The sequence below is a fragment of the Dyadobacter sp. SRI_021 genome (assembly GCF_057586235.1).
In genome coordinates this window covers 1-26,234 of sequence record NZ_JBYCZM010000006.1, presented here as the reverse complement: position 1 = coordinate 26,234, position 26,234 = coordinate 1, and the positions used below count along the sequence as shown (strand labels likewise).

Sequence of the window (26,234 nt, the reverse complement as noted above, 5' to 3'; positions counted from 1 at the left end):
TTTCTCGCACATACTGCTTCTATATCGGCATAACCGACTCATCATTTTTCCAACATTATATTTAATTTATTGATGAGCAAATGTAGATAACCCCAGGTGTTTATCATGAGTATTTTTGTTAAAACTAATGCCACAAATGTTTAATAAGGGGTGAGAAATGAAAAATGAACTACAAAACCATATCATGTCAGTGTCCCTGAAATTTTTGATGATCACCTGGATTGGCCTGCTGTTTGTGCTGCCCCCTGCTTGCAACGCCGGCGGGAACGATTTACAGCTGAACTTTACCGCGATCACATCCCTAGACGGACTCTCGTCCAATACCGTTCATACGATTTTAAAGGATCGCTATGGTTTGCTATGGTTCGGCACCGACGACGGTCTGAATAAATACGATGGAACTGACTTTACCATTTACAGGCATGACAGGTCAAATCCTTCAAGCCTGGCGTCCAACGACATTTCCTCGCTCCACGAAGACAAAGCTGGCCGCGTCTGGATCGGCACGATACAAGGTTCCCTGCATTTGTACGACCGCCGGAAGGATGCCTTTGTCCGTGTTATCGGCAACGAAAGCGTCACGGCGATTACGAGCGATCACACGGGCCAGTTATGGGTGGCTACCACTGCAGGGCTTGTGCTCGTGGACCCGGCAACGTTCAAGACAACCCGGCTAAGCCAGCGCGCCGGCGTTCCTGATCAACTTCGAAACGGATTGGTGCAGAGTTTCTTCGAAGATCCGCAAGAGCATATGTGGATAGGAACAGAGACCGGCCTGTTCCGGTTTGACTTCAAAACCAACCACTTCACTCGCATTGCCTACGGAGAGAATGCGCCCTCCTCCAATGCCAATCAGGTAAAGACAATTAATGGCGACAAAGCCGGCAATGTCTGGGTAGGCACATTTAACGGCTTGTACAAATTTTCACCCGACGGTGCTCTGCTTCAAAGCTTTAAATACCAGGCAAACGACCCACATTCCATCAGCAGCGACATGATTTACGCTGTGGCGGCAGAAAACCGTGAGATGCTCTGGGTCTGCACGGATGGCGGCCTGAACCTGATGGATATCAAAACCGGAAAAGTCACCCGCTATGCGCCCGACGCCCGCGCATCTTTCAGCCTGACCAACAAGTCGATACGAAGCATCCTCATCGACAAACAGGGGATTTTTTGGCTGGGTACTTACAAGGGAGGCGTCAATAAGTTTGACAAAAACCTTACCACTTTCGCGCTGAAACGATCAAACCCTTACGATCCTCACGGGCTAAGCGCTTCATTTGTAACCTCATTTGCTGAGAAAGCAAACGGCGATCTTTTCGTGGGGACCGACGGCGGAGGTTTAAACCTTTATCACCGGAAGACAAAGCTGTTTACCAAAATTCCGGTCCTTCCCCAAAATAAACCAGGATGCTCAGGATTGGCGATCATGGCGCTGGAACTATCCGGTGACAAACTATGGATCGGCAGTTTCCACGACGGGCTTTTCGCATTGGATACCCGCACCGGGAAATATCGTCAATTTACTCAAGGTGCGGATCCTTCATCGCTAAACAATGACGACGTTTTTTCGCTGCTGACCGACACGCAGGGCAAACTCTGGATAGGGACCAACGGCGGAGGTATTAATGTTTTCGACCCTGAAAAACAGCGATTTGAACGCCATTTCGATGTCAGCATCCCAATCGCAAAACGTATGATTCCCCTGAATGGCTACATCAGGGATATTCTGCAAGACAAAAACGGCAACATCTGGATCGCCTCGCACGGGACCGGCGTAGCCATATTCGATCCGGTTTTGAAAAAGTCTGTCCAATACGATAAGCTCAACAGCACGCTGCCGGGAAACAATGCGCTTTCGCTTTATCAGGATAGCAAAGGTGTTATCTGGGTCGGTACCGGTGGCGAAGGGTTGGCCCGGTTCGATGCCAAAACGCGCAGCTTTACGGTCTTTGACCAAAAAGCAGGACTTGCCAGTGGGGTGATCAATAAAATCCTCGAAGATCCGCAGGGACGTATCTGGGTAAGTACGGATCAGGGAGTGAGCTACCTCGATCAAACCACTAAAAAGTTCACCAACTACTCTCCGCACAATGGTTTGCAGAACAATACTTTTATCCTGGGCGCCGGTATCAGAACACGGGACAACCTGTTGTTTTTCGGCGGCATACAAGGGTTTAATTACCTGGATACCCGTTCACTCAGGCAGAACAGCAACCCGATACCCGTAATTTTGAAAGAGCTCAGGGTGGGCAACAAATCCATCACTCCTGCGGATTCCACGACGCTTAGCGAGCATATTTCGGTCGCCCAATCCATACATCTGGCATACAAACAAAACTTTACCCTCGCCTACTCGGCGCTGAATTATTCCGATCCGTCGCAAACCGTGTACCGCTATCGGCTGGACGGTTTCGACAGCGAATGGCATGATGCAGGTGTTTCCCAGACTGCCGGCTACACCAACCTTTCTCCGGGAACCTACCGATTTGAGGTACAGGCAAAAAATCGCAACGGGAACTGGAACAGCCGGGGAGCTGCCGTCGAAATCGTGGTGGAACCGCCCTTCTACATGACCGTTTACGCTTACATTTTCTATTTGCTGAGTTTTATCGGCTTAATGTTCGTGATCAGGCGCAGAGGTATCCAAAAGCTTGAAAACAAATTCAGACAGGAACAGTTTGAAAGGGAAATCGAGCGAAAGCGGGAGCTCGATGAAATGAAAATCAAGTTCCTGACCAATCTCAGCCACGAGTTCAGAACCCCTATTTCCCTCATTTTGGCACCACTGGACCAGTTGCTCAACCGGGCGGCGCTTGCCGAAAACACGCCGCATTTGCAGGGCATCAAGCGCAATGCCAGGCGGCTGCTCAACCTGGTCGACCAGCTGCTTGATTTCAAAAACCTTCAGGAACACGAATCGAAGCTCGAAGCCATGCAGGGCGAGATCGTCTCCTTCATTCATGATATTTCGGAGTCTTTCAGGTATCTAGCCCAGACAAAAGGCATTGAGTATGTTTTCGAAAGCCAGGTAAGCACCCTATACATGGATTTCGATGCCAACAAAATCGAACGCATTATCCTGAACCTGTTATCAAATGCATTTAAATACACCCGAAGGGGCGGAAAAGTAACGCTCTCGCTCTCGCAGACGGAAAACGCGGGGCAACGGCTGCATATTAAAGTGTCGGATACGGGCGTCGGCATCCCGGCCGATAAGCACGGAAAAATCTTTGAGCGCTTTTTTCAGCATGATACTGCTGCTTCGATCCTTAATCAGGGAAGCGGCATTGGTCTTTCTATTGTCAGGGAATTCGTCCAGATGCACAACGGCTCGATTCATCTGGACAGCGCGCCCGGGAAGGGAAGCACCTTTACGGTAATGCTCCCCTGCGGGACTCTGGCCGCTAATGTGAGCTCAGAACCGGCAGTTACTGTAATTTCCCGTGATGACCAACCGGAGCGTGCCGTGGTCTCCGGCGCGCGCGCCGTGCCTTTGCCCGCAGCCGAGCTGCCTGCTGAAATTCTGGTCATAGAGGATAACGACGAGTTCCGGCATTATCTCAAAAGTAACCTTGAATACCACTACCGGGTAATCGAAGCTTCGACCGGGTCGGTGGGATGGCAAAGAGCACTCGCCCAACATCCGCAGATCATCATCAGCGATATTGCCATGCCCGAAATGGATGGTATCGAGCTGAGCCGGAAGATCAAATCCGATAAACGCACGGCCCATATTCCGATCATTCTTTTGACGGCTTCGGCGGGTGAGGAACACGAGCTGCGCGGATTGAATTCCGGGGCAAACGACTATCTGACCAAGCCTTTTAATTTTGATATTTTAAATGCCAAAATCAACAACCTGCTACTGCTCAACCGGCTTTTAAAAAACACATATACCAGGCAGATTGACGTCACCCGGCCTGAGCCCCAAATTGTGTCGGGCAACGAAAAACTGATCAAGAACATTCTGGCATACATTGATGAAAACATCAATAACAGCTCCCAGCTCAGCGTCGAAAAACTAAGTAAACAACTGGGAATGAGCCGTGGCACGTTATACAGCAAGCTACTCGAAATCACCGGACAAACGCCCATCGAATTTATCAAGGCGATCAAGCTGGAAAAGGCGGCACTCCTGCTCGAAAAAAGCGATATGAACATTGCGCAGATTTCCTATGCCACCGGGTTTGCCGCACCCAATTACTTCACCAAATCCTTCAAGGCCAAATTCGGTGTACTTCCGTCAGAATACATACAGGCCCGCCGAAATTTCTTGTCTTTCCAAGGGTAAAAATGTTAGAATGAAGGAAACAAATGTTCAATTCAGCGGCTATGACGCCGTGGCGGTTAAGTGTGACGTTGACATTTCCTGAAATTTACTCAAACTTTGATTGGTACAAGTTTTTGTCATTTTAGTCCATATCTATCACGCATATGAAAGACCTTCTACTAGAATTTCATTTGAAAAGGCCCAGACAATGGTTATTAATGATATTGATGGCAATTCTCTCGGCGAACCTCGTGCTGGCGAAAGTTGCTGACAAACAGGTAACCGGCCGGGTAACCTCAGAAGACGGGGACGCGCTCCCGGGTGTGAACGTGACCGTGAAAGGATCCAGCGTCGGCACCAGCACCGATGCGAAAGGTGATTTCACAATCAATGTACCCTCGGAGAGCAGCGTATTGGTATTCAGTTTTATCGGATTTGGTAAACAGGAGATCGAGGTCGGGACAAAGACCCGCATTGATGTAAAGCTCGCGACCGAAAACCAGGCACTGGAAGAAATGGTCGTGATCGGGTACGGCTCCCAAAAGAAATCGTCGCTGACCGGCGCGGTATCTTCGGTTTCTCCCAAAGAACTTACAGCCCTTCCCGTGGTGAGCGCCGAACAGGCGCTGCAAGGCCGCGTACCGGGCGTACGCGTAGTGAACAACGGTAGCCCTGGCCAGACGCCGATCGTCCGGATCCGCGGGATAGGTTCGATCAACTATGCTTCCGGACCGCTCTATGTGATCGACGGAATCCCTTCCGGCGACCTCAATAACCTGGACCCTAAGGATATTGAATCCATGGAAGTACTCAAAGATGCCAGTTCGGCGGCGATTTATGGTTCGCGCGCCTCCAACGGGGTCATCATCATTACCACCAAAAAAGGATCGCAGGACGGCAAGCTGCATGTGAATGTGGATAGCTATTTCGGCACGCAGTCGGCTTGGAAAAAGCTGGACCTGCTCAATACCGACCAATACATTCAATATGCGACTGCTTTGCTGGGCAATGCCGGTATCGCCATGCCGGGCCGGCTTTCCGATCTGAATAAACCTATTTACGAAGGAGCCACCCAGACGTTTGCCCAGACGCACACCGACTGGCAGGATGTCCTTTTCAGAAATGCGCCCGTGCAGCAGCACCAGCTTTCGGTAAGCGGGGGTAACAGTGTATCCCGCTTCTTTACGTCCGCGGGCTATTTCGATCAGGAAGGCATTCTGGTAGGAACGAATTACAAACGGGCCAATTTCCGGATCAACTCCGACCATCAGATCACTAAATTCCTGAAGATCGGCCAGACACTGACTTTTTCTTACGACAAAAGCCGCGGAGAGCAAGGCTTTGGCGGAGGGCGCACGCTGGTCATGCAGGCCATCCGGAACCTGCCGTATTGGCCCGTCAAGGACCCTACCAAACTGGGAGGATACAGCTCTCCGACCGCTGCCGACGGAAGCGACCCGGATAACCCGCTGCGGATCACCCAGATGGACGTCTCGCGCAGCCAGCGCATTAAAGTGCTCGGCTCGTTGTTCGCGGAACTGAACCTGACCAGTTTCCTCAAATACCGTTTCAGTTTCGGGGCCGATGTGGTGAGCGCGCTGTCCAACGATCAATTCCCGATCTACAACGACGGCTACAAGTCCCGTACCCAATACGAGATCCGGAACGGACGCACCGCCTACTACTCGCCGGTGATTACCAATCAGCTGACCTTTGACAAAACATTCGGCAAGCATATGCTGAACGTCACTGCGATCGTCGACAAGCAGACATTCCGTACCAACACGCTCAACGGCTCGGGTTACAGGCCTAACAATGACATAGACCAGATGCAGGGCATTTCCAATCCGAATGCGAATAGCTCGCTGGACGAAAGCGCGCTCATTTCGTACGTCGGCCGGTTGAACTATGAGTATGACGGCAAGTACCTGCTTAGCGGATCGGTTCGCCGGGATGGTTCCTCGCGCTTTGCGCCGGGTAACAAATGGGGTACATTTCCTTCCGTGTCCCTGGGATGGCGCCTCAGCGAAGAAGAGTTTTTGAAAAACGTTCCCGAAATTTCAGAACTTAAAATCCGCGCCAGCTACGGCGAGACCGGTTTCAATGGAATCGGGAGTTACGCCTGGCAATCGCTGGTGCAGGCGGACAATTCCAATTATGTTTTCGGAGGTAGCAAACTTTTAGGCTCCTATTTCAGCGCCCTGGGCAACACCCAGCTGAAATGGGAAAGCACCGCCATGACCAACCTCGGTATCGACCTGGCTTTGTTCAACAACAGCCTCACATTTACCGCTGAACGCTACAACCGCAATACCGACGGGCTTTTGCTGGAAGTACCTATTCCGAATTCGCTGGGTTACTCGTCCTCGCCATTGTCCAACATCGGAAAGATGAAGAACTGGGGATATGAATTTCAATTGGGTTTCAATAAAAACGAAGGTGACTTCAAATGGAATGCTTCTGTAAATCTGGATATTACCCGAAATAAGGTGATAAGTCTGGCCACAGAAAACGCATCCATATTCTCGGGAAAAAATGACGACTTCGGCGGTTTCGACATTACCAAAACAGAAGCCGGGCACCCGATCCAGTCGTTCTATGGATGGAAAGTCGATGGTATTTTCCAAAGCCAGGCCGAGATTGACCAGGCCAATGCCATTGACGGCAACGACCAGACCAAGTATCAGCCTGCCGCGGCACCCGGCGATATCCGCTTCAAAGACCTGAATGGCGACGGCATTATCGACGGCAACGACCGCGAGTACCTGGGTAGTTTTATTCCAAAATTCAGCTATGGCGGTAACTTCGGCGGCAGCTACAAGGGTTTCGATGTAACGCTGTATTTGCAGGGTGTTCAGGGCAACAAGATTTACAATGGTACCAAGGTGATCGAGCAAGGTATGCTGCGCCTGTTCAATGCTGGAACCGATGTGCTGAATGCGTGGACCCCGACCAATACAGACACCGATGTTCCCCGCGCCGTGAGCGGCGACCCTAACAACAATAGCAAAACAAGCGACCGGTTTGTGGAGAACGGCTCTTATATGCGGATCAAGAACTTCAGCATCGGGTATACGATCCCTTCCAAAGGACTTTCCGCGCTGACCCGGAACACCATTACCAAAGCCCGTGTGTATGTTTCGGCAACCAACTTGCTCACATTCACCAAGTATTCGGGCCTGGATCCGGAAATCGGCGCCAACGGTTCGTCCACGGCGACGGGCACACAGCTGATCAATGGAATTGACTACGGCATGTACCCGCAGCCCAGGACATTACAGGTAGGATTGAGTTTTGGTTTCTAATCACATTTGAAAAAGCATTGCAATGAAAAGAAATATCATATTGGCGTCAACACTTTTACTGGGCATGGTCCTTTCCTGTAACCAGGATGTGCTGGAAAAGACCAATCCCAACGGTGTTACCGTCGAGAATTACTATAAAAACGGCGCCGAACTGACCAGCGGCGTGACCAGCGTGTATTCCATGCTCAAAGCCAACAACCTGGTAGCGCGCGAATGGTTCTTTCTGCACGATCTCCGGAGCGACGATATGGCCGCAGGCGGTGGGCAGCTGGAAACGCCCCGCAACCAGTTGCTCCTCGGCACGCATGACAGCGGTAACTCGGTTATGGGCACCGTGTGGCTGGCCTATTACCGGCTGATCCACCGTGCCAACTCGGTAGTGGACAACTCCACCGCGGTGGCCGATATTCCGGCTGCCGACAAGGCCCGCCTGCTTGCCGAAGCCCGCTTCCTGCGTGCGTATGCCTATTACGAGCTCGTGAGCATGTGGGGCGGCGTGCCTTTGTATAAAAACTACGTCTTAACCGTCGACGGAAGCCTCCCAAGATCCCCTGAGGCCGAGGTATATGCCTACGTAGTTGCCGAACTGAAAGAAATCCAGGACCAGCTCCCGGCCACCTACAATGCCGCAAACCAGGGAAGAGTGACCAAGGGCGCTGCACAAATGCTCTTGGCACGGGTTTTCATGCAGCAAGGCGATTACGCAAATGCCAAAACAGAATTATTGAAAGTGTATGATTCCAATCTGTACGCGTTGGTCGACAACTACAACGATAACTACCTGGAAGAAACCGAATTCAATAAGGAGTCCATTTTCGAAGTCAACTTCTATCCGTCCGGCGGAGTTTACAACTGGGACGGAGACGGAAACGGCGCTACGGCCGGAACCGAGACCGTGCGCACGCAGGAATATTCGGCGATCGGCTGGCGTAACGTAATCCCTTCAAATGGCTTGCTCAATGAATTCGAAAAAACCACCAAAGGTGACGCCAAGACCGATCCCCGGTATCAGGACTCGTTTTATTTCACGGGGGAAAAGTACAATAACGGGGCGTCGACGCTGACCGACGGCCAACAGAACGGCAGCTCATCGGTCGTGGATGGCGTTACCCAAAAGATAAGCTGGCAGAAATATTCGCTGATGTACAAAATGAACGAGTCGTTCCTGACCGGCGGAATCAATCAGCGGATCATGCGGTTTGCGGAAACCATACTTTCCCTGGCGGAAGTGGAAAACGAGCTGGGCAATATTCCACAGGCCGTCAAATACCTGAACATGACGCGTGCACGGAAAAGCGTTTCAATGCCGGCCTACCCTACCGCGAAATATCCGGTTACCACCAAAGACCAGGTGTTTGCCGCCATCATGCACGAACGCCGCGTAGAGCTGAGCGGCGAGCAGATCCGCAACCGCGATATCCTGAGATGGCGTAAAAACGGCAAGCTCAAAACCGAGCCTATCGCCTATTTCCAGGCTAAAAAACATGAATTACTGCCTATCCCTCAACAGGAAGTAGATAACAATGCAAAGATTGACGCCAAAGATCAGAACCCGGGTTATTGATCCTGGAAATAAAGAAGCAAAGGCAGGACGGCACCGGTTTACTACCGGTGTCGTCTGTTTGCTATCTACATTAATCATCAGCACATTCATTTCCTGCGAAAACAAAAGCGACACCTTGTTCCGGCTGCATACACCGGATGAAACGCGGGTCAACTTTGTCAACCGGCTTACACCTAATGACTCCATCAATCCGTTCACTTTCACTAATTTTTACAACGGGGGCGGCGTCGGGATCGGAGATGTGAACCAGGACGGGAAACCCGATATTTTCTTCGGCGGCAACCAGGTCAGCAGCAGGCTGTATTTAGGCAGAATCGATACCGTCTCCCAAAAATGGGCGTTCGAAGACGTTACCAAAAAGGCCGGCGTCACCACTACCCGTTGGTGCAGCGGCATTTCCATGGTCGATATCAACCAGGATGGGCTGCTCGACATTTACATCAGCGTGGCAAGTCATATGAAAATGCCGGATTCTGAAAACCTGCTTTTTGTTAATCAAGGCAACGGAGCCGACGGCGTGCCGACGTTTAAAGAGCTCGCGAAAGCATATGGGTTGAATACCCGTGCATTCACTACCCAAACCGCCTTTTTCGATGCGGACCTGGACGGCGACCTGGACGCCTACATGATGAACACTGCTCCGGACCTGCAAAATCCGAATTTTATCCGCAAGATTTACCACGACGGCTCCTATCCCAGCACCGGTAAATTTTACATTAATGAAGGTCGGCAGGAGAACGGGCTGCCCAAATACACCGACATTTCCAAAGAAGCCGGTGTGAAATACGAGGGCCTTGGACTGGGCCTGGCTGTGAGCGATATGAACAAGGACGGTTACCCGGACATTTATTGCTCCAACGACTTCATCAGCAGCGATATGCTCTACCTCAACACCGGGAAAGGCGCAAAACCGCTTTTTAACAATATGATCAAGGAAGCCACCGCCCACACCAGCCTGTTCGGCATGGGCGTAGACATCGCCGACATCAATAACGATACGTATCCCGACATATTCCAGCTCGACATGCTGCCCGAAGACAATCTGAGACAGAAAAAAATGCTGGCCGGCCAGGATTATGACCGGAAGGAAATGAGCATTTCGGAGCAGTACGGTTATCAATTGCAATACATGCGAAATATGCTGCAACTGAACCTGGGCCCGCTTCGTGACAAAAGCGGAAATGTTCCCGTCACACCCCGGTTCTCCGAAATAGGGCTACTGGCGGGTATTTCCAAAACAGATTGGAGCTGGGCGCCGCTTATCGCCGACTACGACAATGACGGTTTAAAGGATATTTTCATCACAAACGGTTACCGGCGCGATGTGACCGACCGCGATTTTATCCAGTTCAAAGAAGATTTTTCAAACTTCGGTACCAACGATTTCAAGCAGCAAAATGCGCTGGAACTGATTCAGAAGGTTCCCGAAGTAAAAATCCGCAACTATGCCTATAAAAATGGAGGAAACCTAACTTTTCAAAATACATCGAAAGAATGGGGGCTCGACGAATTGTCGTATTCAAACGGCGCTGCCTACGCCGATCTGGACGGTGACGGCGATCTGGATCTTGTAGTCAACAATATTGATTCGGAACCATTCATATATCAAAATCAAAGCCGCGAGCAAGAGCGCACCCACTTTCTTTCTATCACCTTCAAAGGCGATCAGGGAAACCTGGCCGGGATCGGCTGCAATGTTACAATATGGCAGGGGAAACAAGCTCAGTACGCTGAAATGTATGTCGTGCGCGGCTTTATTTCCTCCGTCGGTACCGGGCTGCATTTCGGCCTGGGAAATAGCGGATTAGTCGATAGCCTGCTGGTAACCTGGCCGGGAGGGATGTCCCAAAAGCTTTACAAGGTTGCTGCTAACCGGCATTTGGAGCTCAGGCGCAAAGATGCCAAAACCGTAATTCCAACAGCTCCCAACGCCCCTGAACCACTTTTCACGGATGTTACCGATGAATCGGGGATCGACTTCGTGCACAACAAATCGACCTACATCGACTTCAAGCAGACGGCGGCACTCCACAAAATGCTCTCCAAAAGCGGGTTCGCCATCGCGACCGGCGATGCAAATCAGGACGGTCTGGACGATTTTTTCGCCGGGGCAAGTTATCAGAAGGGAAAACCCTGCATTTATTTTCAACAGGCATCGGGCGCATTTACCAAACGCGAAATCGCCCAGGATTCGCTGCATGAAAATATATCGGCAACATTTTTTGACGCGGACGGTGACACAGACCAGGATTTGATTGTGGTCAATGGCGGCAGCGAAAGGCCCGAAACGGATCATGCATTCTACCAGGTGCAGTTGTATTTAAATGACGGCCGCGGCAATTTCAAACTTGCACCCGCCGGAAATTTCCCCGCCATTTCGCTAAGCGGTTCCTGTGTGGTTGCCAATGACTTTGATAAAGATGGCGACGCAGATCTGTTTATAGGCGGGCGGATGGTCCCGGGCAAATACCCGTTGCCAGTGCGCAGCTACCTGCTCCGGAACGATTCACGCAACGGGAAACCGGCATTTACGGATGTTACCGCATCCTATTGTCCCGATTTGCTCTCGGCAGGAATGGTGTGCGCCGCGATATGGGCCGATGCGGACAACGACGGCCTGGACGATCTGGTAATCGCCGGGGAATGGATGCCGATACGAATATTCAAAAACCACAAAACCAAATTCCGCGAAACCGAATCCATCAAAACATCCCTATTGCCCTATTCCGGCTGGTGGAACAGTCTCGCAGCAGGAGATTTCGATCATGACGGCGATATTGATTTCATTGCGGGTAATGAGGGTACCAACACATTTTACCGGGCGTCGGAGCGCGAGCCGGTGACATTGGTGGCAAAGGATTTTAACAACGATGGTACATTCGACCCATTGATGGGTTATTTTATCCAGGGAGTCTCCTACCCCAGCGTTCCTCGTGATGCGCTGAACCAGCAGGTTATCCAGTTCCGCAGGAAATACCCGCATTACATCGATTATGCCAAAGCCACCTTTGACGATTTATTAAGCGCAGACGAGAAGGAAGGCGCCTATTCGGCAAAAGCAACGTTTCTGCAAACCGCGTACGTTGAGAACAAGGGGAATGGGCGTTTCGAAGTAAATGCATTGCCCGTAGAGGCGCAAATAGCGCCCGTATTCGGGATTGTGGTGACAGACGTGAATGCGGACCATAACCTGGACGTGATCCTGTCGGGCAATTTTTATCCCAACGAGGTTAACATGGGCAGGCAGGATGCATCTATGGGTCTTTTACTGCTTGGAAACGGCAAAGGCGCATTTTCTCCGCAGAATCCGGCGAAAAGCGGCCTGCTGCTCCCAGGCGATGCCCGTTCCAGCAAGCTGCTTCGGGGCCCGAAAAATCAGCGGCTGTTGTTGACAGCCGTGCATTCCAAAGGCGTTGCGATCCACCGTATTTCGCCGGAGGCGATGAACCATCACCTACCATAGCCGCGGATCAGGGACAAGCCTCGTTATCTGGAACCGGAGATTTATGAACAGCTTCATTGCCGTTCATCATCCCAAAAATTATACAAACAATATTTACTTAAACACAAAGCTCCTTGTCCTAACAGTATGCGCGCAAAAATAGCCCATCGCGCCGCCCACTATATTTGTTTTGGGGTTGGAAATCACAGCCGAATTTTGTTTCAGCGCTTGATCCAGGGAGTAATAGAAGTCATACACTGCAGTGTCAATGCATTGCAGGTTCACGGTAATCGTATCGCCAGGCTTGATATCTATGTCGTTATTTAAAACATGGCTCACCCTTGACCCATTGTTGATTTTGTCGTTATGCAGGTATATTTCCTGCGAGAGACTATCCTGAATGGTCAGCACGAGATGATAAAAATTTCCCAGCCCGACGGGATCGTCGTACAAAGCCACAATGTCGGTTCCATCACCGAATGTGGCTGATTTTGTGTACAGGCTGTCGAGTGCCAAAGGTGTCGGCATCGTAGACACGGAGGAAAACATTTCGCCATCCAGCTTCACCACCAGCTTGTACGTATGCCCGGGTGCGCCCGTCCAGGCGTGCGTCCGGTATCTGCCCGGGCTTACCTCCGCCAGCGTATCCGTGAATGATGTCGTCTGATCCGTGATGTAGACTTTGGCGCCGCTTACGGTCGGGAAATGGTTATCCTGGTCAAAATTGATGGAGCTCGTTATTCTTACCTCATACGGCCCGGGCTGGTCAGTGATATTGCCCGTAATGACATATTTGGGAGACGACGGATTTAGTTCGACATCGATCACTTTTTGACAGGAATAAAATGCGGTCACGCAAAATGCGAACATCCAAACCGATGTTTTCATGATACTAAAATTTGAAATTGTAGGAAATAGAAGGCACCCATCGGAACAACGAGGTCTGGAGTGCCTGGGTCTTGGCCGGATTGTCCGGGTCAGTCTGGAAGGTGATCACATAAGGGTTTTGCCTCCCATAGGCGTTATAAATGCTCAAAGCAAGTTCCGAAGAAAATCGCTTACGCTCCCTTAATTTGACGATAGCGCCCAGGTCCAGTCTGTGGTATGCAGGTCTTCTGTATTGGTTTCGCCCGGTATAATAAGGTATCGCCTGATCGTCGACTTCATATTTGCCACTCGGGAAGGTAGCAGCGTTGCCGGTGTAGTAAACAAAATCGGCCGATACGGTCCATTTCTTCGATAATTTATACATTCCCACAATGGACAGGTCGTGGGTGCGGTCCTGGGTGGCAGGATACCAAGTGTTATTGTTTACGCCGTCGATTCGAAGCTCTGTTCGTGATAATGTATAAGACAGCCAGCCTGTTAACCTGCCTTCATTCTTTTTCACACTGAATTCAACACCGTAGGCACGTCCCTTTCCAAATAATAGTTGTGGTTCAATCGGCTCGTTGCTGTTCAAAATCTGGGCATTGTCCTTGTAATCGGCCACATTATGTATGGCTTTGTAGTAAGTCTCCACGCTCGCTTCAAAAGCATTTTCCCTTAGATTCCGGAAGAACCCGAGCGACACCTGGTCGGCGACCGTCGGTTTGATAATGTTATTGGTCGCTACCCATTTGTCGATAGGATTGCTCGTAATGAAATTGGAATACAGGTGCAGGTACTGTGCGTTTCTTGCATATGCAGCTTTGATAGATGACGAGTTTCCCAACTGGTAACTGGCAGATATCCGGGGTTCGAAATTCACATAGGTCTTAAAGATATGATTCGACGGGAATCGAAGTGTATCAACGATTTGCCGGTTGTCATCGAGCGTATAGAACCTGGAATCACCTCCGAGGACCACAAAGGCACTTAACCGCCCCCCGACATCTATGTTAAGTCTCCTTGTTGCCTTCCAACTGTCGCTGATGTAAACCGCATTTTCCCACGTCCGCGAATTAGCTGTGTCCGATACGGCGGGGCTGGCGGTGATAATTCCGGGCGTGATGGTATGGTGAATGGAATTAAAGCCAAAATGCAGGGAATTGTTGGTGTTTATATAGTAGTCCAATCCCTCCTTGAAGTTCCAGTCTTTGATGGACGACAACATATTACCGTTAACACCTGCGGTATTGACATGGACTTTGTAGCGGTAATCGCTGTAAATAAGGGAGGTGTTTGAGAATAGTTTTGAATTAAAAATATGGTTCCATCGCAGGGTTAGCGTAGCATTGCCCCAGTCGATGCCCAGAACGTCCCCGAATGACAGCACGTCTTTGCCATAGTAGCCGGAGGCATAGATCCTGTCTCTGTCGGTAAATTTGTAATTCAGTTTGGCGTTCAGATCATAGAAATACAGGCGGTTATTCCGAACGGCGGAATCGCCCGAGAGACCGAGGAATGCATCGGCATAGGTACGCCGCGCACTTACTAAAAATGATCCCTTACCCTTTACGATCGGCCCTTCCACATTCAACCGGGCGGCAATCAGGCCCACTCCTCCGCTTGCGTGGTACGACTGATCATTTCCGTCATTCATTTTCACGTCCATGACCGATGACAAGCGCCCTCCATACTGCGCCGGCTGGTTGCCTTTGTATAGGGTAAGGCTCTTGATCGCATCCGAATTGAAGACGGAGAAAAAGCTCAAAAGATGTGACGGGTTATAGACGATGGCCTCGTCCAGCAGGACAAGGTTCTGGTCGGCAGCACCGCCTCTTACATAAAAACCGGTGCTGCCCTCGCCGGCTGCCTTCACTCCGGGCAACAGCTGGACGATTTTCATGACATCCTTTTCGCCGAATAATACCGGTAGCGAAGCCAGTTGTTTAACATTCAAATTTTCTCTTCCCATCTGAGGCGATGTCACTGCCTCGTTTTTGGCTTTATCACTAATGCGTACTTCCTGTAATGTGTTCGCTTCGGCTGTTAACGTCACTTTTAATTTATAGTCCCTATCAAGCAGCACCCTTTCGGAATATCGTGCATACCCCATATAACCTGCAGTGATAATGTAGGAGGCCGCGGGAAGGGAAATGGAAAAGAAGCCGTATTCATTCGTTACCGTCCCCTGCTGGGTACCCTCGATGCTGACAGTGGCGCCAATCAGAAACTCGCCGGTCGCTTTGTCGGTCACGGTACCACTGATCGTATGCATTTTCTGGGCGACGCTGCTTAGGCTGGCAAAGAGCACCAGACTAACTGTAAGTATTTTGTTCATCACGTTGAATTAAAGTCGAACAAAACTACTTTTTCGTACCTATGGCGCTTTTGTGAATTATAGAAAGCGGGCTAACTTTTATACCAAAGCTGCCGGGCATTATAGAACACTAATCTGTGTTCGGGCAATAGAAGTATGGAAGTTATGTTTGTATAATAAAGCAAGCGGTTTGTATAATTCAGGATTTGAACAGAATCGGGAGCGTTATCTTGGAGTTGTGAAATGCAGACAACATAATGGAATCAGCCAATAAGCTCTCAGCTCCGGACAAATATATGGAGCTTCTGATTGCACGGAGATACCGGCTATACAGGCATCTGGTACTGATATTGATGCTGGGCACCTTTGTATTAAGCATGGAGCCGAGCAGCAACAATACACCCCACAACCTGATAAAATTGCGCTTCTTCATTTTTTTCATGTCCCTTCTTTACGCCAATATGTATTTGCTGGTCCCGCATTTTCTTTTCAAAAGCAAGCCTGGCCAATTTGCAGCGGCAATAGCATTGTTTATAGCATTGGCATATCCCCTGGTGTTCTTCAACGATGAGGCAAGCAGCTTTTCGACAACGCCTTATTGGGGAGTGGCAAAATATATCTTCATATCGCTGGTATGGGTTGCGGCCTGCACGGCTATCAAACTATTTCAGCGCTGGTTGATAGATTCCCAACGAATCAGCGAATTGGAACATCTGACAAAATCTGCTGAATTGGAACAGTTAAAAAATCAGATCAACCCCCATTTCCTGTTCAATATGCTCAATAATGTCAATGTTCTCACGCAAAAAGATCCGGAAAAGGCGTCGCAGGTATTAGAGAAACTCAGCGATTTTTTGAGATACCAGCTATATGACAGCGCAAGGCCAAAGGTGCTGCTAACCTCCGAGATACGCTTTATCCATGACCTTCTTAACATGGAAAAGATAAGACGGGATAATTTTCAATTTATTCTTTCCAAGGAAGGGCAACTCTCCGGTATTCAGGTAGCCCCGTTGCTGTTTATTACCTTCGTTGAGAATGCGGTAAAACACAGTCAGGATGCCGACAACGGGTCCTGGATTCAAATCTATTTTAGTATCCAGGAAAATGCGTTAAGCTTCAAATGCGTCAATTCAAAACCTCCATGGACGGCGCCCTCACCAGGTTCCGGTGGGCTTGGACTGACCAATGTCAAACGCAGGCTTTCTTTGCTTTACCCGGATAAGCATATACTGAAAACAGAGGATTCGGCACAAACGTATTCGCTAAGCTTAACCATAAAGTTATGAGATGTATCATCGTTGATGATGAACCCTTGGCACGAGAAGGCATTGCGTCGCTGGTAAGTAAAACACCGGAAATACAGCTCGTCGGAAGCTACAACAGTGCCCATGCAGCCGCCAGGTATCTATCCGAAGAAACGGTCGATCTGCTGTTCCTGGACATTCAGATGCCGGGAATGAACGGTATCGATTTTGCGAAATCCGTACCTCCATTGACATTGATCATTTTCACAACGGCATACGCGGAATATGCTTTGGATAGCTATGAAGTTGACGCCGTGGATTATCTGATCAAGCCAATTAAAATCGAGCGTTTTCAGAAGGCAGTTCATAAAGCAGCCAATTACCTCGACCTATTGAAATCGAGTTCCGCAGTAATCAATAGCATTCAACAAATAACCGACGACTATTTCTTTGTAAAAGCGGAAAGACGCATCTTCAAGATACGATTTAGTGATATTCTTTTCATCGAAGGTTTAAAAGATTATGTCGTGTTACAAACCGTATCGCAAAAAGTCATCACCGCAATGAACATTAAAACCATCTATGATCAATTACCCAAAAATACATTTGCGCGCGTAAGCAAGTCATACATTATCAATATGAGCCAGGTAACCTCTTTTGATAACAACACTGCCTTTATTGATAAGCACGAAATCCCGATTGGTGACGCCTATCGGACGCAGTTTTTTGATGAGTTCATAACAGGGAAATTATTGAGCCGGAACCGGTAATATGCCCTACCATGCCATACCGCCCTTTAACTTCTGATCTCTCTTCGCATAAACAGATAATAAGAATATGCAAAGCAGAGAAAAGTCGCGGCTAACAATCCCGACAATTGGGGCCAGACCACCATCAGGCTTTCGGTAAACGGAAGTGGTGCAGGAATAGCGCCCGCCATTTGCTCCATTGTCATCGGACCCAGGCTTCGCACCGATGGCATCAGCAGGGTGGTCGTCGCATCGGAAAACAACTGGCTTGGTGCCAGGCGGAGTATATTCAGCACCATTTCATTATACCCTACCAGATCCGTCTCGCTCAGGATGGTTTGCTTGGGAATAAGCGCCCCGATTACCAAATTGACAACAATCTGATAGAATACAGTAAAAAATAGCCACACGCCGATCGCTGCGAGCGCGGAAGTGGCCGTTTGTTTGAACGCAATGGAAAACAGGATCGACAAACTCAGCCAAAACCCGACATAAACCACAGCCAGGACGGCGAAAGTGAAAATTCGGAGCACTTCGGCCGGCTCGATCCATACCCCTGTAATCGACAAGCCTGCTCCGATCATAAGCAAGACAAGGGTAAAAAACAGGGTGCCTACAATGATTAATGCACTCACAAATTTTGCCAGGATCAAATTGTCGCGGTATACGGGCTGAGCCATCAGGCGGATCAACGTGCCGTTATTCTGTTCGGAATTGATCGCATCAAAGCCCAGCGCTATGCCGAGCAATGGACCGAGAAAATTCAGGAATACATGAAACGGAGGCATTGTGCCGTCTGTGGTGGTAAGCAGTTTCAGGTAGAGAAACGTGCTATCCGGGTCCTGCATATTTGAAACTGCGCTCCTGATATTGCTCATTGAGACATATAACGCCCCCAAAAATGTGAGCACCAGCAAAGCCAGCAACAGGATAAGCCGCCAGCTTCGGATGTGGTCCGCCACTTCTTTATCAACCACCACCCGAAATGCGGTCGACGGATCAGCTGCGGGTTCACTTTTTATTAACGTACCTTTTGAAAAAACTGCGAGACTTTTCATTGGCATTGTTTTCGATTAAATTACTATCAAAGTATTTTTGATAAATTTCATCAAGTCCGAATTCCCTCTTGTGGACACCCATTACGTCAAGCCCCCTGGCGACAAAGAAACGGACAATATCGGGCGTAACATCCGAAGCGCATGCGATCTGCACGACCTTTTCGGTAATGTGCAACTCTCGCACGTCCGGAATGTTTCGCAGTTCATCACTATATTCCCAGGAGGCTGGTAAAGGTTCTCTCACTATGACACTCACCGAGTAGGAATCTTCGGCAAAAAGGCTCTGTGAAAGCTCGTCAATATTTCCCTCCATTTGCATTTTACCCGCAGCGAAAATCCCGACGCGGTCACAAACCATTTGCACCTGGTGCAAATGGTGGGAAGATAATAAGACGGTCAATCCCTGTTCCCTGCTCAGTTGGCGTATCAGCCCAAGGAACTCTTTAACGCCAGCGGGGTCGATGCCGAGCGTGGGTTCGTCGAGGATGATTACTTCCGGCCGCTTGATTAAAACTTCCGCGAGACCGAGCCTTTGCTTCATACCGCGGGAAAATACAGACGTTCTTTTAGATGCCGAATCGCCCAGGCCGACCAGTTCCATCAGATCCAGCGCGCGTCGGTGTGCCTCATTTCCAGGGACGCCGTTTAGTTTCCCGGTATATATCAGGTTTTCAAGGGCTGTCATGCTTTCGTAAAAACCAACGCTGTCGGGCATGTAACCTACCTTGCGCTTTACCTGAATGGGATGGGTCGTGGCATCGATTCCGCACACCAGCGCTTTGCCCGATGTCGGTTCGGTAAGCCCGAGCATCATCAGAATGGTTGTAGTCTTCCCTGCTCCGTTCGGGCCTAACAAACCGAATATTTCCCCCTTTTCGATTTTCAGGTTCAGATCATCGACTGCCTTCAGAGAACCGTAACATTTAGTCAACCCCTTCAAATCAATGACAGGATTTTCCATACTGTTTATCGTCTACCGTATTTTCTGATTAACCTGAATATCAAACCGATGGCAAGTAAAATAACGAGAATTCCGAGCCAGCCGGATAGTAAGGACGTTTTGACGGTGATCCGGAAAGCAGCGTCAGCGTTGGCATTCGGGGTTTTGGCCGTAAACGTGGAAACGTAATCCCCGGCAATCGTTTTGTCCGGAACATGCACCTTGGCCGTTACTTCGATAGAACCGGATGGGTCTATACGCTCGACTTTCGCCGGCTCAAAGGTAACCTGCCATTTGGGTGGTGTCTGGGCTGTCAGTTCCACATCGGCAAGCGGCAGGGTACCCGTGTTCTTGATTGTGCACACGATCTGCTCCACGCTGCCTTCGGTGACATTTTCACTAAGCCGTCCGGAAGGGGTTGTCAATTCAATCTTGTAGGCACCTTTGAGAACCGCTTCAAGATTGAGCTTAAGCGTGTCGACCGGCGAAACAGCCGTTACCGGAATGGCATATTTCCCCGGCTTGGAATAAGGATTTGCAGTGAATTCGACAGATACTTCCTGCGTCGCACCCGGTTCGAGATGGATCGAGGTGACAGGACTGCCCAAAGTGCGGAAGGATACCAGCCAGCCGGTGGGTATTTTCGCATCCAACGCATAAATCTTCGCCTGACCCGACCCGTTTTTCAGCGTTGCCGAATACCGGAATGGCTCGTTCGCACTGGCTTCCAGATTAAACAAGTTGGTCTGAAAAGAAGAGCTTCCGTTTGGTTTACCCGAAGGCTGTGCCTGTGAACTTACCGAAAGGGCGGCTGTGAAAAGTAAACCGCAGATGGAATAAGTGTTGTACTTTTTTAAGAATGGACAAAAAAGAGACATAATCTAACAAACAAAAGTTATCACTAAGTTTCATTTATTAAAGAATGGTTGCAAAGCCTCGATCGGCCTACGCACTCTAATTGCCGCGAAAATAAAAAATGAGTGAATTTTTCAAAAATCTGTTCAATAAAATTTCACCTCCTGCCAGATTTGTCAGTTTTCTGCAGTGTAAATCTGTCAGAAGAGATGTCAGGACCCTGAAAAAATTTCCGGCAAATCCAGATTGGAACGCAGTTTGAACCAGTGTGGTCAGGCAGGCGATAACGGCCGGCCGAAAGTTCATTACTCATTGTTCAACTTTTTAAAAAGGAGGTTAATTATGTCACTCATCAAAAGGAACGGGCTACTGCCCGCAACATTCCCGGCGCTGTTCGACGATTTCTTTGGCCGCGAACTTTTTAACTGGGGTAACAATAATTACTCGGCCACCAGCACGACAGTGCCTTCGGTAAACATCCGCGAGACAGGCGACAATTTCGAGGTTGAAATGGCCGCTCCCGGAATGGACAAAAATGACTTCAAGGTCGAGCTGGATGGTAACACACTCACCATCAGCTCTCAGAAAGAACAGAAGCAAGAGTCCGACCATGAGGGATACAGTCGCAGGGAGTTCAGCTACCAATCTTTCCAGAGAAGCTTTGTCCTTCCAAGAGACGTGGTCGACGTCGAGCACATAGCAGCCAGATATGAGAATGGCCTGCTTCATCTGACCATACCTAAACAGGAACAAGCAAAACATAAAGCTCCAAGGCTTATTGAGATTGCTTAATAGAAAAAAAGAGGGTTTGCTGAGCAAGCCCTCTTTTTTATTGACGTCGCCCTGGTGTATCGTTTATCTAATCACCGTACTTAAAAATTAAACCCAAAATGCAAGCCCGGCTGCCCGAAGAAGAATCTGGACCATCTGTCGTCAACTTGTTTAAACGAATCGGGCATTTTTGATTGATATGGGCGGTGGGTAATAGCTATTGATGGTTGTATAAAAAGCCTGTCCTTGAAAAGTTTAATGTGATAACCAACAGAGTAAGTGTTAAATATTTGAAAGCCCTTATCTATCTTCTTGCCGTTGTCATTTACAAAAGTCTGAAAAGCAGGCATCACATCAACCTGGGCAAAAAGGCCTTTCCACAGAAATCTTTGGTAATTAAGTGAAACTCCGCGTTCGCGAATATAACCTGGAAATCCTTCTCCTTCTGCTTCATATGATTTTCCGAAGGGGATACCGATTGGCCAGGCATACTTCCAGGTTTTAAATTCAAGAGAAATAACATCCCTTCCTGTAATCCGATAACCTAAGTTCAGATAGATCATTTCAGGCGGATTGTTGTCAGGTATCAGATTAGCAATCATAAATAAAGTACTGCCCATAAAGTACCTTCGGTAAGTAGTGTCTTGTCGGGAGTATTGAGCTTCAACTTGCAGACTACCTGCTATCGTTAAAATCAAGGCGGAACGTAAAATTTTCTTTTGCATGTTTACTCTTATTATTGTATGATACTGCAAAGGTAGCTTGGCACGTCGCCTAAATACGTTCACTTAAGTTAAGAAATGAATCCGTACTGGACATTGAAGAAGAAGATACGAATTTGAACCTGAGTTACCTGCTGAATTGAGCCGGCAGACAGTCTGAGAAGTATGGATTCGCATCGCCACAGGGCCAACGTAATAGTCTAATGGAGGGGTTTTGTGAATTCGCTAATGTTGGCTTTGCGGGGACGTTCCAGGCAAACGGATGATGACCAGGGCCGTCCTCAATGTCAGGCGCTGAGAGAAAATGACTCTTAATCATTATTTTTTTCTACTATCCTTGCCCGTAGCCTGCTCAATGATTGTGGTTTTATCCCAAGGTAACTCGCCAGCTGGTGTTGGGGAACGCGTTGAATCAGGTCTGGCCTTTTTTGTAACAGATTCAAATATCGCTGTTCGGGCGAAGATGTCTTAAACTCATCAAAACTAATTTGTTGCTTCGCCAAAAATTCCTCTGCCAATATTCTGCAAAGGGTTTCAAACTTCGGAAACTTGCTAAATATTTCGTTTTCTATATCAGGGTTTGAAACTAGCAGAATGGTGTCGTTCACACAAGATATGTAATATTCTGACGGCGCTTTATTGACCACACAATGCGGCGTCAATGCTTCCATTTCTGTGTAGAAAGCGGTGGTCCTCTCCTCTCCGTCTATTATGTAGTACGTCCGGATACAGCCTTTAAGAACAAAGTACCCATCATCAGATTTTTCTCCTTCTCTGAGTAAAATTGTGCCTTTTTTTAATGAGTGGAATATAGCCAAAGAAAGGACTGCGCTCTTCTCGTCCTCTGTTAATGAAACGTATCTTGATATAAAGCCAAATAATAAATCTTGCATTGTTCTACATTGTTACTGTCTCCGTTTTACACTCGCCATCCATCTGTGATATACGAACCTTTCAATAGAAACAACATACCGGTCAATAACCCCTACGAGGCTACTCAAATTTTGCGTACATCGTCACTCCCCATTGCTACCCGTGCGTCCGGCAATTGCTGTTCCGGCTTGCCGAGATACGCATTGATGGACTTTGCAGCCCCTCCCACGCCAGTCACTCTACCAGCTACGCATTTCACTGACTTGAAGGTGGACAATAGCCGGTCTTATCGTGGCACGCAGTTCACGGTTGGTCGGACGCCTATAGTCGTTATCGGAACAGGACGACGGCTCGTGTGATCTAATGGGACGCGACGCGTAATCATCAAGCGGTATTTTGACGAATACCCAATCTACTCTGGAACATTATCACGGCGATCCAAATTCATATGCAATTGCAGGTGGAAACCATGCTTGCATACATTCCAAGCCAATATGCTTTCACTGTTCAAGGTAAATAGAATACCTTTTTACAAAGGACAATTATTCGACCGAATTCGAATCTATTGCTCGAAAGCTGAAAACGGCGATGATGTAATGCTTTTGAAATCGGTTATGAATAACAGAAACTTGGATTTGCAGTTCAAGTCTGATCCGGTATTGACAAACAATATGCCTTTAAAAGTACTCTGCCAAACGCATCAGGCGAGGCAGGAGATCCATGGACTTTGAAAGTACCTAAGTGTATAATGATGATAATGATGGTTTGTGCTTCGCAACAGCACGAGGATCGATTATCATGTAGTCAACGACGTATTGCTTCGATGCATTACAAAAATAAATAACGTATAGCTTAGTAGTACAGCTGGTGAATCGTTGAACGGATTGAACACCCATTCAACGATTGCAGCATCCCATAGCGTTAGGAACCGCAGTCACGAAGCGGGCATCAGTGCAGAAAATATCTGCGTTCCTCGTTATCGTAAAATAGAAAACCTGATGAAAAAAGCGAAAAAGCATCTTTTATCAGGGTCAGAATCATATATTTGGTAAAATATAATAGATAGCTCCCTACGACACGGTATTTCTATTTGAAAAAAACAATACTTCGAACGCATGAAAAACGTCCACATTCTGTCCGAAATCCTTAAGAACCATCTGATTCAATTCCCTTTTGTACAAAAGATATCTTCCCTGATTAACCATACAACTGGCCTAAATGGGCAAAACAGTGAAGCGCTGCAGTCCACCTTCAATGACTATAATAGTGTTACTGATGTCAAAGGTTGCTCAATTCTCGAGTTGGGGCCGGGACATACCTACCAACTCATGGAATTGGCATTGCAAAAAGGGGCTACGCGCGCAGTAATTGCAGATATAATCAAATATTTAGATGATCAGATAATAGCAAAAACAGGAATTGACTACATTATTTATGATGGCGGTACAATTCCACTCGATGCGCGAACATTCGATCTGATCTGGAGTCACACAGTGTATGAGCATCTTCGTTATCCAAAGGTAACTGTTGATGAGACTTTTAGATTATTAAGACCTGGCGGTGTTGCGCTGCACCACATTGATCTAAGAGACCATTTAGTACTTGACGAAAACAATCCTGACACGTTCAATAATCTTCAATACAGCCAAGAATTGTTTAAAAAAATGACCTGGAACCGGTCAATATATGTAAACAGACTCAGGATGTCTGAATGGGTCCGTTTACATGAACAAGCAGGATTCAAGGTCGAAATTCTAAAAACCTGGGAAAGTCCAGCGGTACAGAAAAAATACCGAAAAAAGGCGATTGCGTATCTTCAAAAATATTCAGAAACCGACGCCATTACTTCCCAAATATTTATTAAAGCGACCAAACCCCTGCAATCGTAATACGGTTTGTGTGTTGATACAACCATCTTTATACCTCTACGATTGTCGCTATATAAATTGCTACCGCAGTGTGCTTAAGAATCATGATTCCACAGTTCCATTTATTTGCCAAAACGAAAGTCGAAACAGAATCGGATGGAAAACGCCTAAATTGGAAACAAGCATTGCCAGTCAGCAAAGCAAGTTAGACTCAGATCGCCGAGCTTACATCCTTTCAGATCTTACGATAAATTGTGGGGATTTTTTCACTCAGTCTAGTTTAGGATGTTACCGTCTCAATCGGAAGCATTAGGTAGATGAAGGAGTAAGCCATCGGGTTTATTAATAACAGGAGATTCGCAATTTATGGGATAATTTATGTCCCGTGCAAGTGACCAGTAGCGTGTTAAAGCTTATCTTAGTTTCTGGCAGTGACCGAGACATTCCGTTGGTACGGCCGGTTTTGTAGGTCCGACCGCACAAGAACGCCATTGACTTGCCAAAATTCCAGCGGGATTACCTCGACATCGCCGCCAGAGCACTTAAAACCTTCCATCGGATTGGAAGAGATGTATTTCTTTTTAACACCAATTTTGACGATCTGACGCACCCATTTCACTTCCTTGCGCGCAGTTACCTCAGCCAGCGGTTTCGCAACGTTTAATGTCAAATAATCACAGAGGTCTTCCGCAAAGGTTTCCGAAAGAGAGGAAAAGTGAATGTCCTCGCGATCGAACTGATATTTGATGAAACCGGCCACCTTCTTCTTGGTGCTGCGCCAGTGCTTCAAGGTCTCAAACGAAGCATTCTTTCGTTCAACCCGCTTCTCGAATTTTGCGATGAACTCATCGAAGACTTCCAGCAGGGTTTGCTCGTTCTTGGCAGCAGGCTTGGCCAGCTTAGGCTGCTCGATAGCAGGTTTGCCCAGGTAAACATTCTTGACCATCGCCGGGGTCACCTCAGGGAACTGGGTCTGAAGGCCGTTGAAAATCCGTTCGACGTCTGTTTGCAACTGAGCTAGTTTCTGGTTCGCCAGCTTTACTTCCAGTCCTGAGCCAGTGACCTGCTTGACTTCCAAGTCCCAGGATGCGGGGTTTACTTTCTTGCCTGTTGAGATTTCGGTGTACTTACCGTCGATTGTGATTCTGGCATAAATAGGAGCTTTGCCGTCTGCTTTCGCTTTTTGTCTGTACAGCCAGAAGAGTACAGTCAGGTTCTGTTTGAAATTCATCATCCTCACAGTTTAAGGTTAGAAAAACATTGATGTTTGAGAAACCTTGGTCAAAATCGCCTCTGTCAAACATGTCCATTCGGTAACCTAATTTAGCAAGCAAAGCAGGTTACCGAATAGGTTACCGAATGCTTTGATCTGGAATGAATCAG

General features: G+C 48.2%; 16 protein-coding genes. 8 read left to right on the top strand and 8 right to left on the bottom strand.

What is annotated here, in order from left to right; all coding sequences use genetic code 11:
- Window positions 1-157 precede the first annotated feature (157 nt).
- The 4 genes from AC2YIT_RS19185 (at window position 158) to AC2YIT_RS19170 (ending at window position 12,605) form a co-directional block, all read left to right on the top strand.
- The gene (locus AC2YIT_RS19185; RefSeq protein WP_487280207.1) at window positions 158-4,294 is read left to right on the top strand and encodes a hybrid sensor histidine kinase/response regulator transcription factor; all 4,137 of its coding nucleotides are present in this window, start codon (window positions 158-160) and stop codon (window positions 4,292-4,294) included.
- A gap of 206 nt (window positions 4,295-4,500) precedes the next feature.
- The gene (locus AC2YIT_RS19180; protein WP_487280206.1) at window positions 4,501-7,578 is read left to right on the top strand and encodes a SusC/RagA family TonB-linked outer membrane protein; all 3,078 of its coding nucleotides are present in this window, start codon (window positions 4,501-4,503) and stop codon (window positions 7,576-7,578) included.
- A gap of 22 nt (window positions 7,579-7,600) precedes the next feature.
- Entirely contained in the window at window positions 7,601-9,142 is a 1,542-nt protein-coding gene (locus tag AC2YIT_RS19175) for a RagB/SusD family nutrient uptake outer membrane protein (RefSeq protein ID WP_487280205.1), read from the top strand.
- 58 nt (window positions 9,143-9,200) lie between these two features.
- Window positions 9,201-12,605, top strand: a complete 3,405-nt coding sequence (locus AC2YIT_RS19170; protein ID WP_487280204.1) for a VCBS repeat-containing protein — start codon at window positions 9,201-9,203, stop codon at window positions 12,603-12,605.
- A gap of 93 nt (window positions 12,606-12,698) precedes the next feature.
- Here AC2YIT_RS19170 and AC2YIT_RS19165 read toward each other — a convergent pair whose 3' ends face one another.
- Both AC2YIT_RS19165 and AC2YIT_RS19160 read right to left on the bottom strand, forming a co-directional pair.
- Complete coding sequence (locus AC2YIT_RS19165; RefSeq protein ID WP_487280203.1) at window positions 12,699-13,472, bottom strand: DUF4249 family protein; 774 nt, start codon at window positions 13,470-13,472, stop codon at window positions 12,699-12,701.
- Between the two features lie 4 nt (window positions 13,473-13,476).
- Window positions 13,477-15,789, bottom strand: a complete 2,313-nt coding sequence (locus AC2YIT_RS19160) for a TonB-dependent receptor (protein WP_487280202.1) — start codon at window positions 15,787-15,789, stop codon at window positions 13,477-13,479.
- Window positions 15,790-16,307: 518 nt separating this feature from the next.
- On the opposite strand from AC2YIT_RS19160, the gene AC2YIT_RS19155 reads away from it, so the two are divergent.
- Window positions 16,308-17,057: a sensor histidine kinase gene (locus AC2YIT_RS19155; protein ID WP_487280201.1), complete on the top strand. Its 750-nt coding sequence runs from the start codon at window positions 16,308-16,310 to the stop codon at window positions 17,055-17,057.
- Window positions 17,054-17,785, top strand: a complete 732-nt coding sequence (locus AC2YIT_RS19150; protein WP_430851382.1) for a LytR/AlgR family response regulator transcription factor — start codon at window positions 17,054-17,056, stop codon at window positions 17,783-17,785. Before AC2YIT_RS19155 ends, AC2YIT_RS19150 begins: the two co-directional genes overlap by 4 nt.
- A 26-nt stretch (window positions 17,786-17,811) precedes the next feature.
- Here the strand turns inward: AC2YIT_RS19150 and AC2YIT_RS19145 are convergent, their stop codons facing one another.
- The 3 genes from AC2YIT_RS19145 to AC2YIT_RS19135 are packed head-to-tail and all read right to left on the bottom strand — an operon-like array spanning window position 17,812 to window position 20,640.
- Window positions 17,812-18,822 (bottom strand): ABC transporter permease, encoded by a 1,011-nt coding sequence (locus AC2YIT_RS19145; protein WP_430851380.1) that lies wholly within the window; start codon window positions 18,820-18,822, stop codon window positions 17,812-17,814.
- Window positions 18,776-19,783, bottom strand: coding sequence for an ABC transporter ATP-binding protein (locus AC2YIT_RS19140; RefSeq protein ID WP_487280200.1), 1,008 nt, complete (start codon window positions 19,781-19,783; stop codon window positions 18,776-18,778). Before AC2YIT_RS19140 ends, AC2YIT_RS19145 begins: the two co-directional genes overlap by 47 nt.
- 5 nt (window positions 19,784-19,788) lie before the next feature.
- The gene (locus tag AC2YIT_RS19135) at window positions 19,789-20,640 is read right to left on the bottom strand and encodes a COG1470 family protein (RefSeq protein WP_430851376.1); all 852 of its coding nucleotides are present in this window, start codon (window positions 20,638-20,640) and stop codon (window positions 19,789-19,791) included.
- Between the two features lie 319 nt (window positions 20,641-20,959).
- On the opposite strand from AC2YIT_RS19135, the gene AC2YIT_RS19130 reads away from it, so the two are divergent.
- Window positions 20,960-21,409 (top strand): Hsp20/alpha crystallin family protein, encoded by a 450-nt coding sequence (locus tag AC2YIT_RS19130; RefSeq protein WP_430851374.1) that lies wholly within the window; start codon window positions 20,960-20,962, stop codon window positions 21,407-21,409.
- A gap of 80 nt (window positions 21,410-21,489) precedes the next feature.
- Here the strand turns inward: AC2YIT_RS19130 and AC2YIT_RS19125 are convergent, their stop codons facing one another.
- On the bottom strand, window positions 21,490-22,113 hold the full coding sequence (locus AC2YIT_RS19125) for a hypothetical protein (RefSeq protein ID WP_487280199.1): 624 nt from the start codon (window positions 22,111-22,113) through the stop codon (window positions 21,490-21,492).
- A 308-nt stretch (window positions 22,114-22,421) separates the two neighbouring features.
- On the bottom strand, window positions 22,422-23,003 hold the full coding sequence (locus AC2YIT_RS19120; RefSeq protein ID WP_487280198.1) for a Crp/Fnr family transcriptional regulator: 582 nt from the start codon (window positions 23,001-23,003) through the stop codon (window positions 22,422-22,424).
- A 1,095-nt stretch (window positions 23,004-24,098) separates the two neighbouring features.
- Here AC2YIT_RS19120 and AC2YIT_RS19115 point away from each other — a divergent pair.
- The gene (locus tag AC2YIT_RS19115) at window positions 24,099-24,872 is read left to right on the top strand and encodes a class I SAM-dependent methyltransferase (protein ID WP_487280197.1); all 774 of its coding nucleotides are present in this window, start codon (window positions 24,099-24,101) and stop codon (window positions 24,870-24,872) included.
- Between the two features lie 397 nt (window positions 24,873-25,269).
- Here AC2YIT_RS19115 and AC2YIT_RS19110 read toward each other — a convergent pair whose 3' ends face one another.
- Window positions 25,270-26,085 (bottom strand): phage integrase SAM-like domain and Arm DNA-binding domain-containing protein, encoded by an 816-nt coding sequence (locus tag AC2YIT_RS19110; protein WP_487280196.1) that lies wholly within the window; start codon window positions 26,083-26,085, stop codon window positions 25,270-25,272.
- Between the last annotated feature and the right edge of the window lie 149 nt (window positions 26,086-26,234).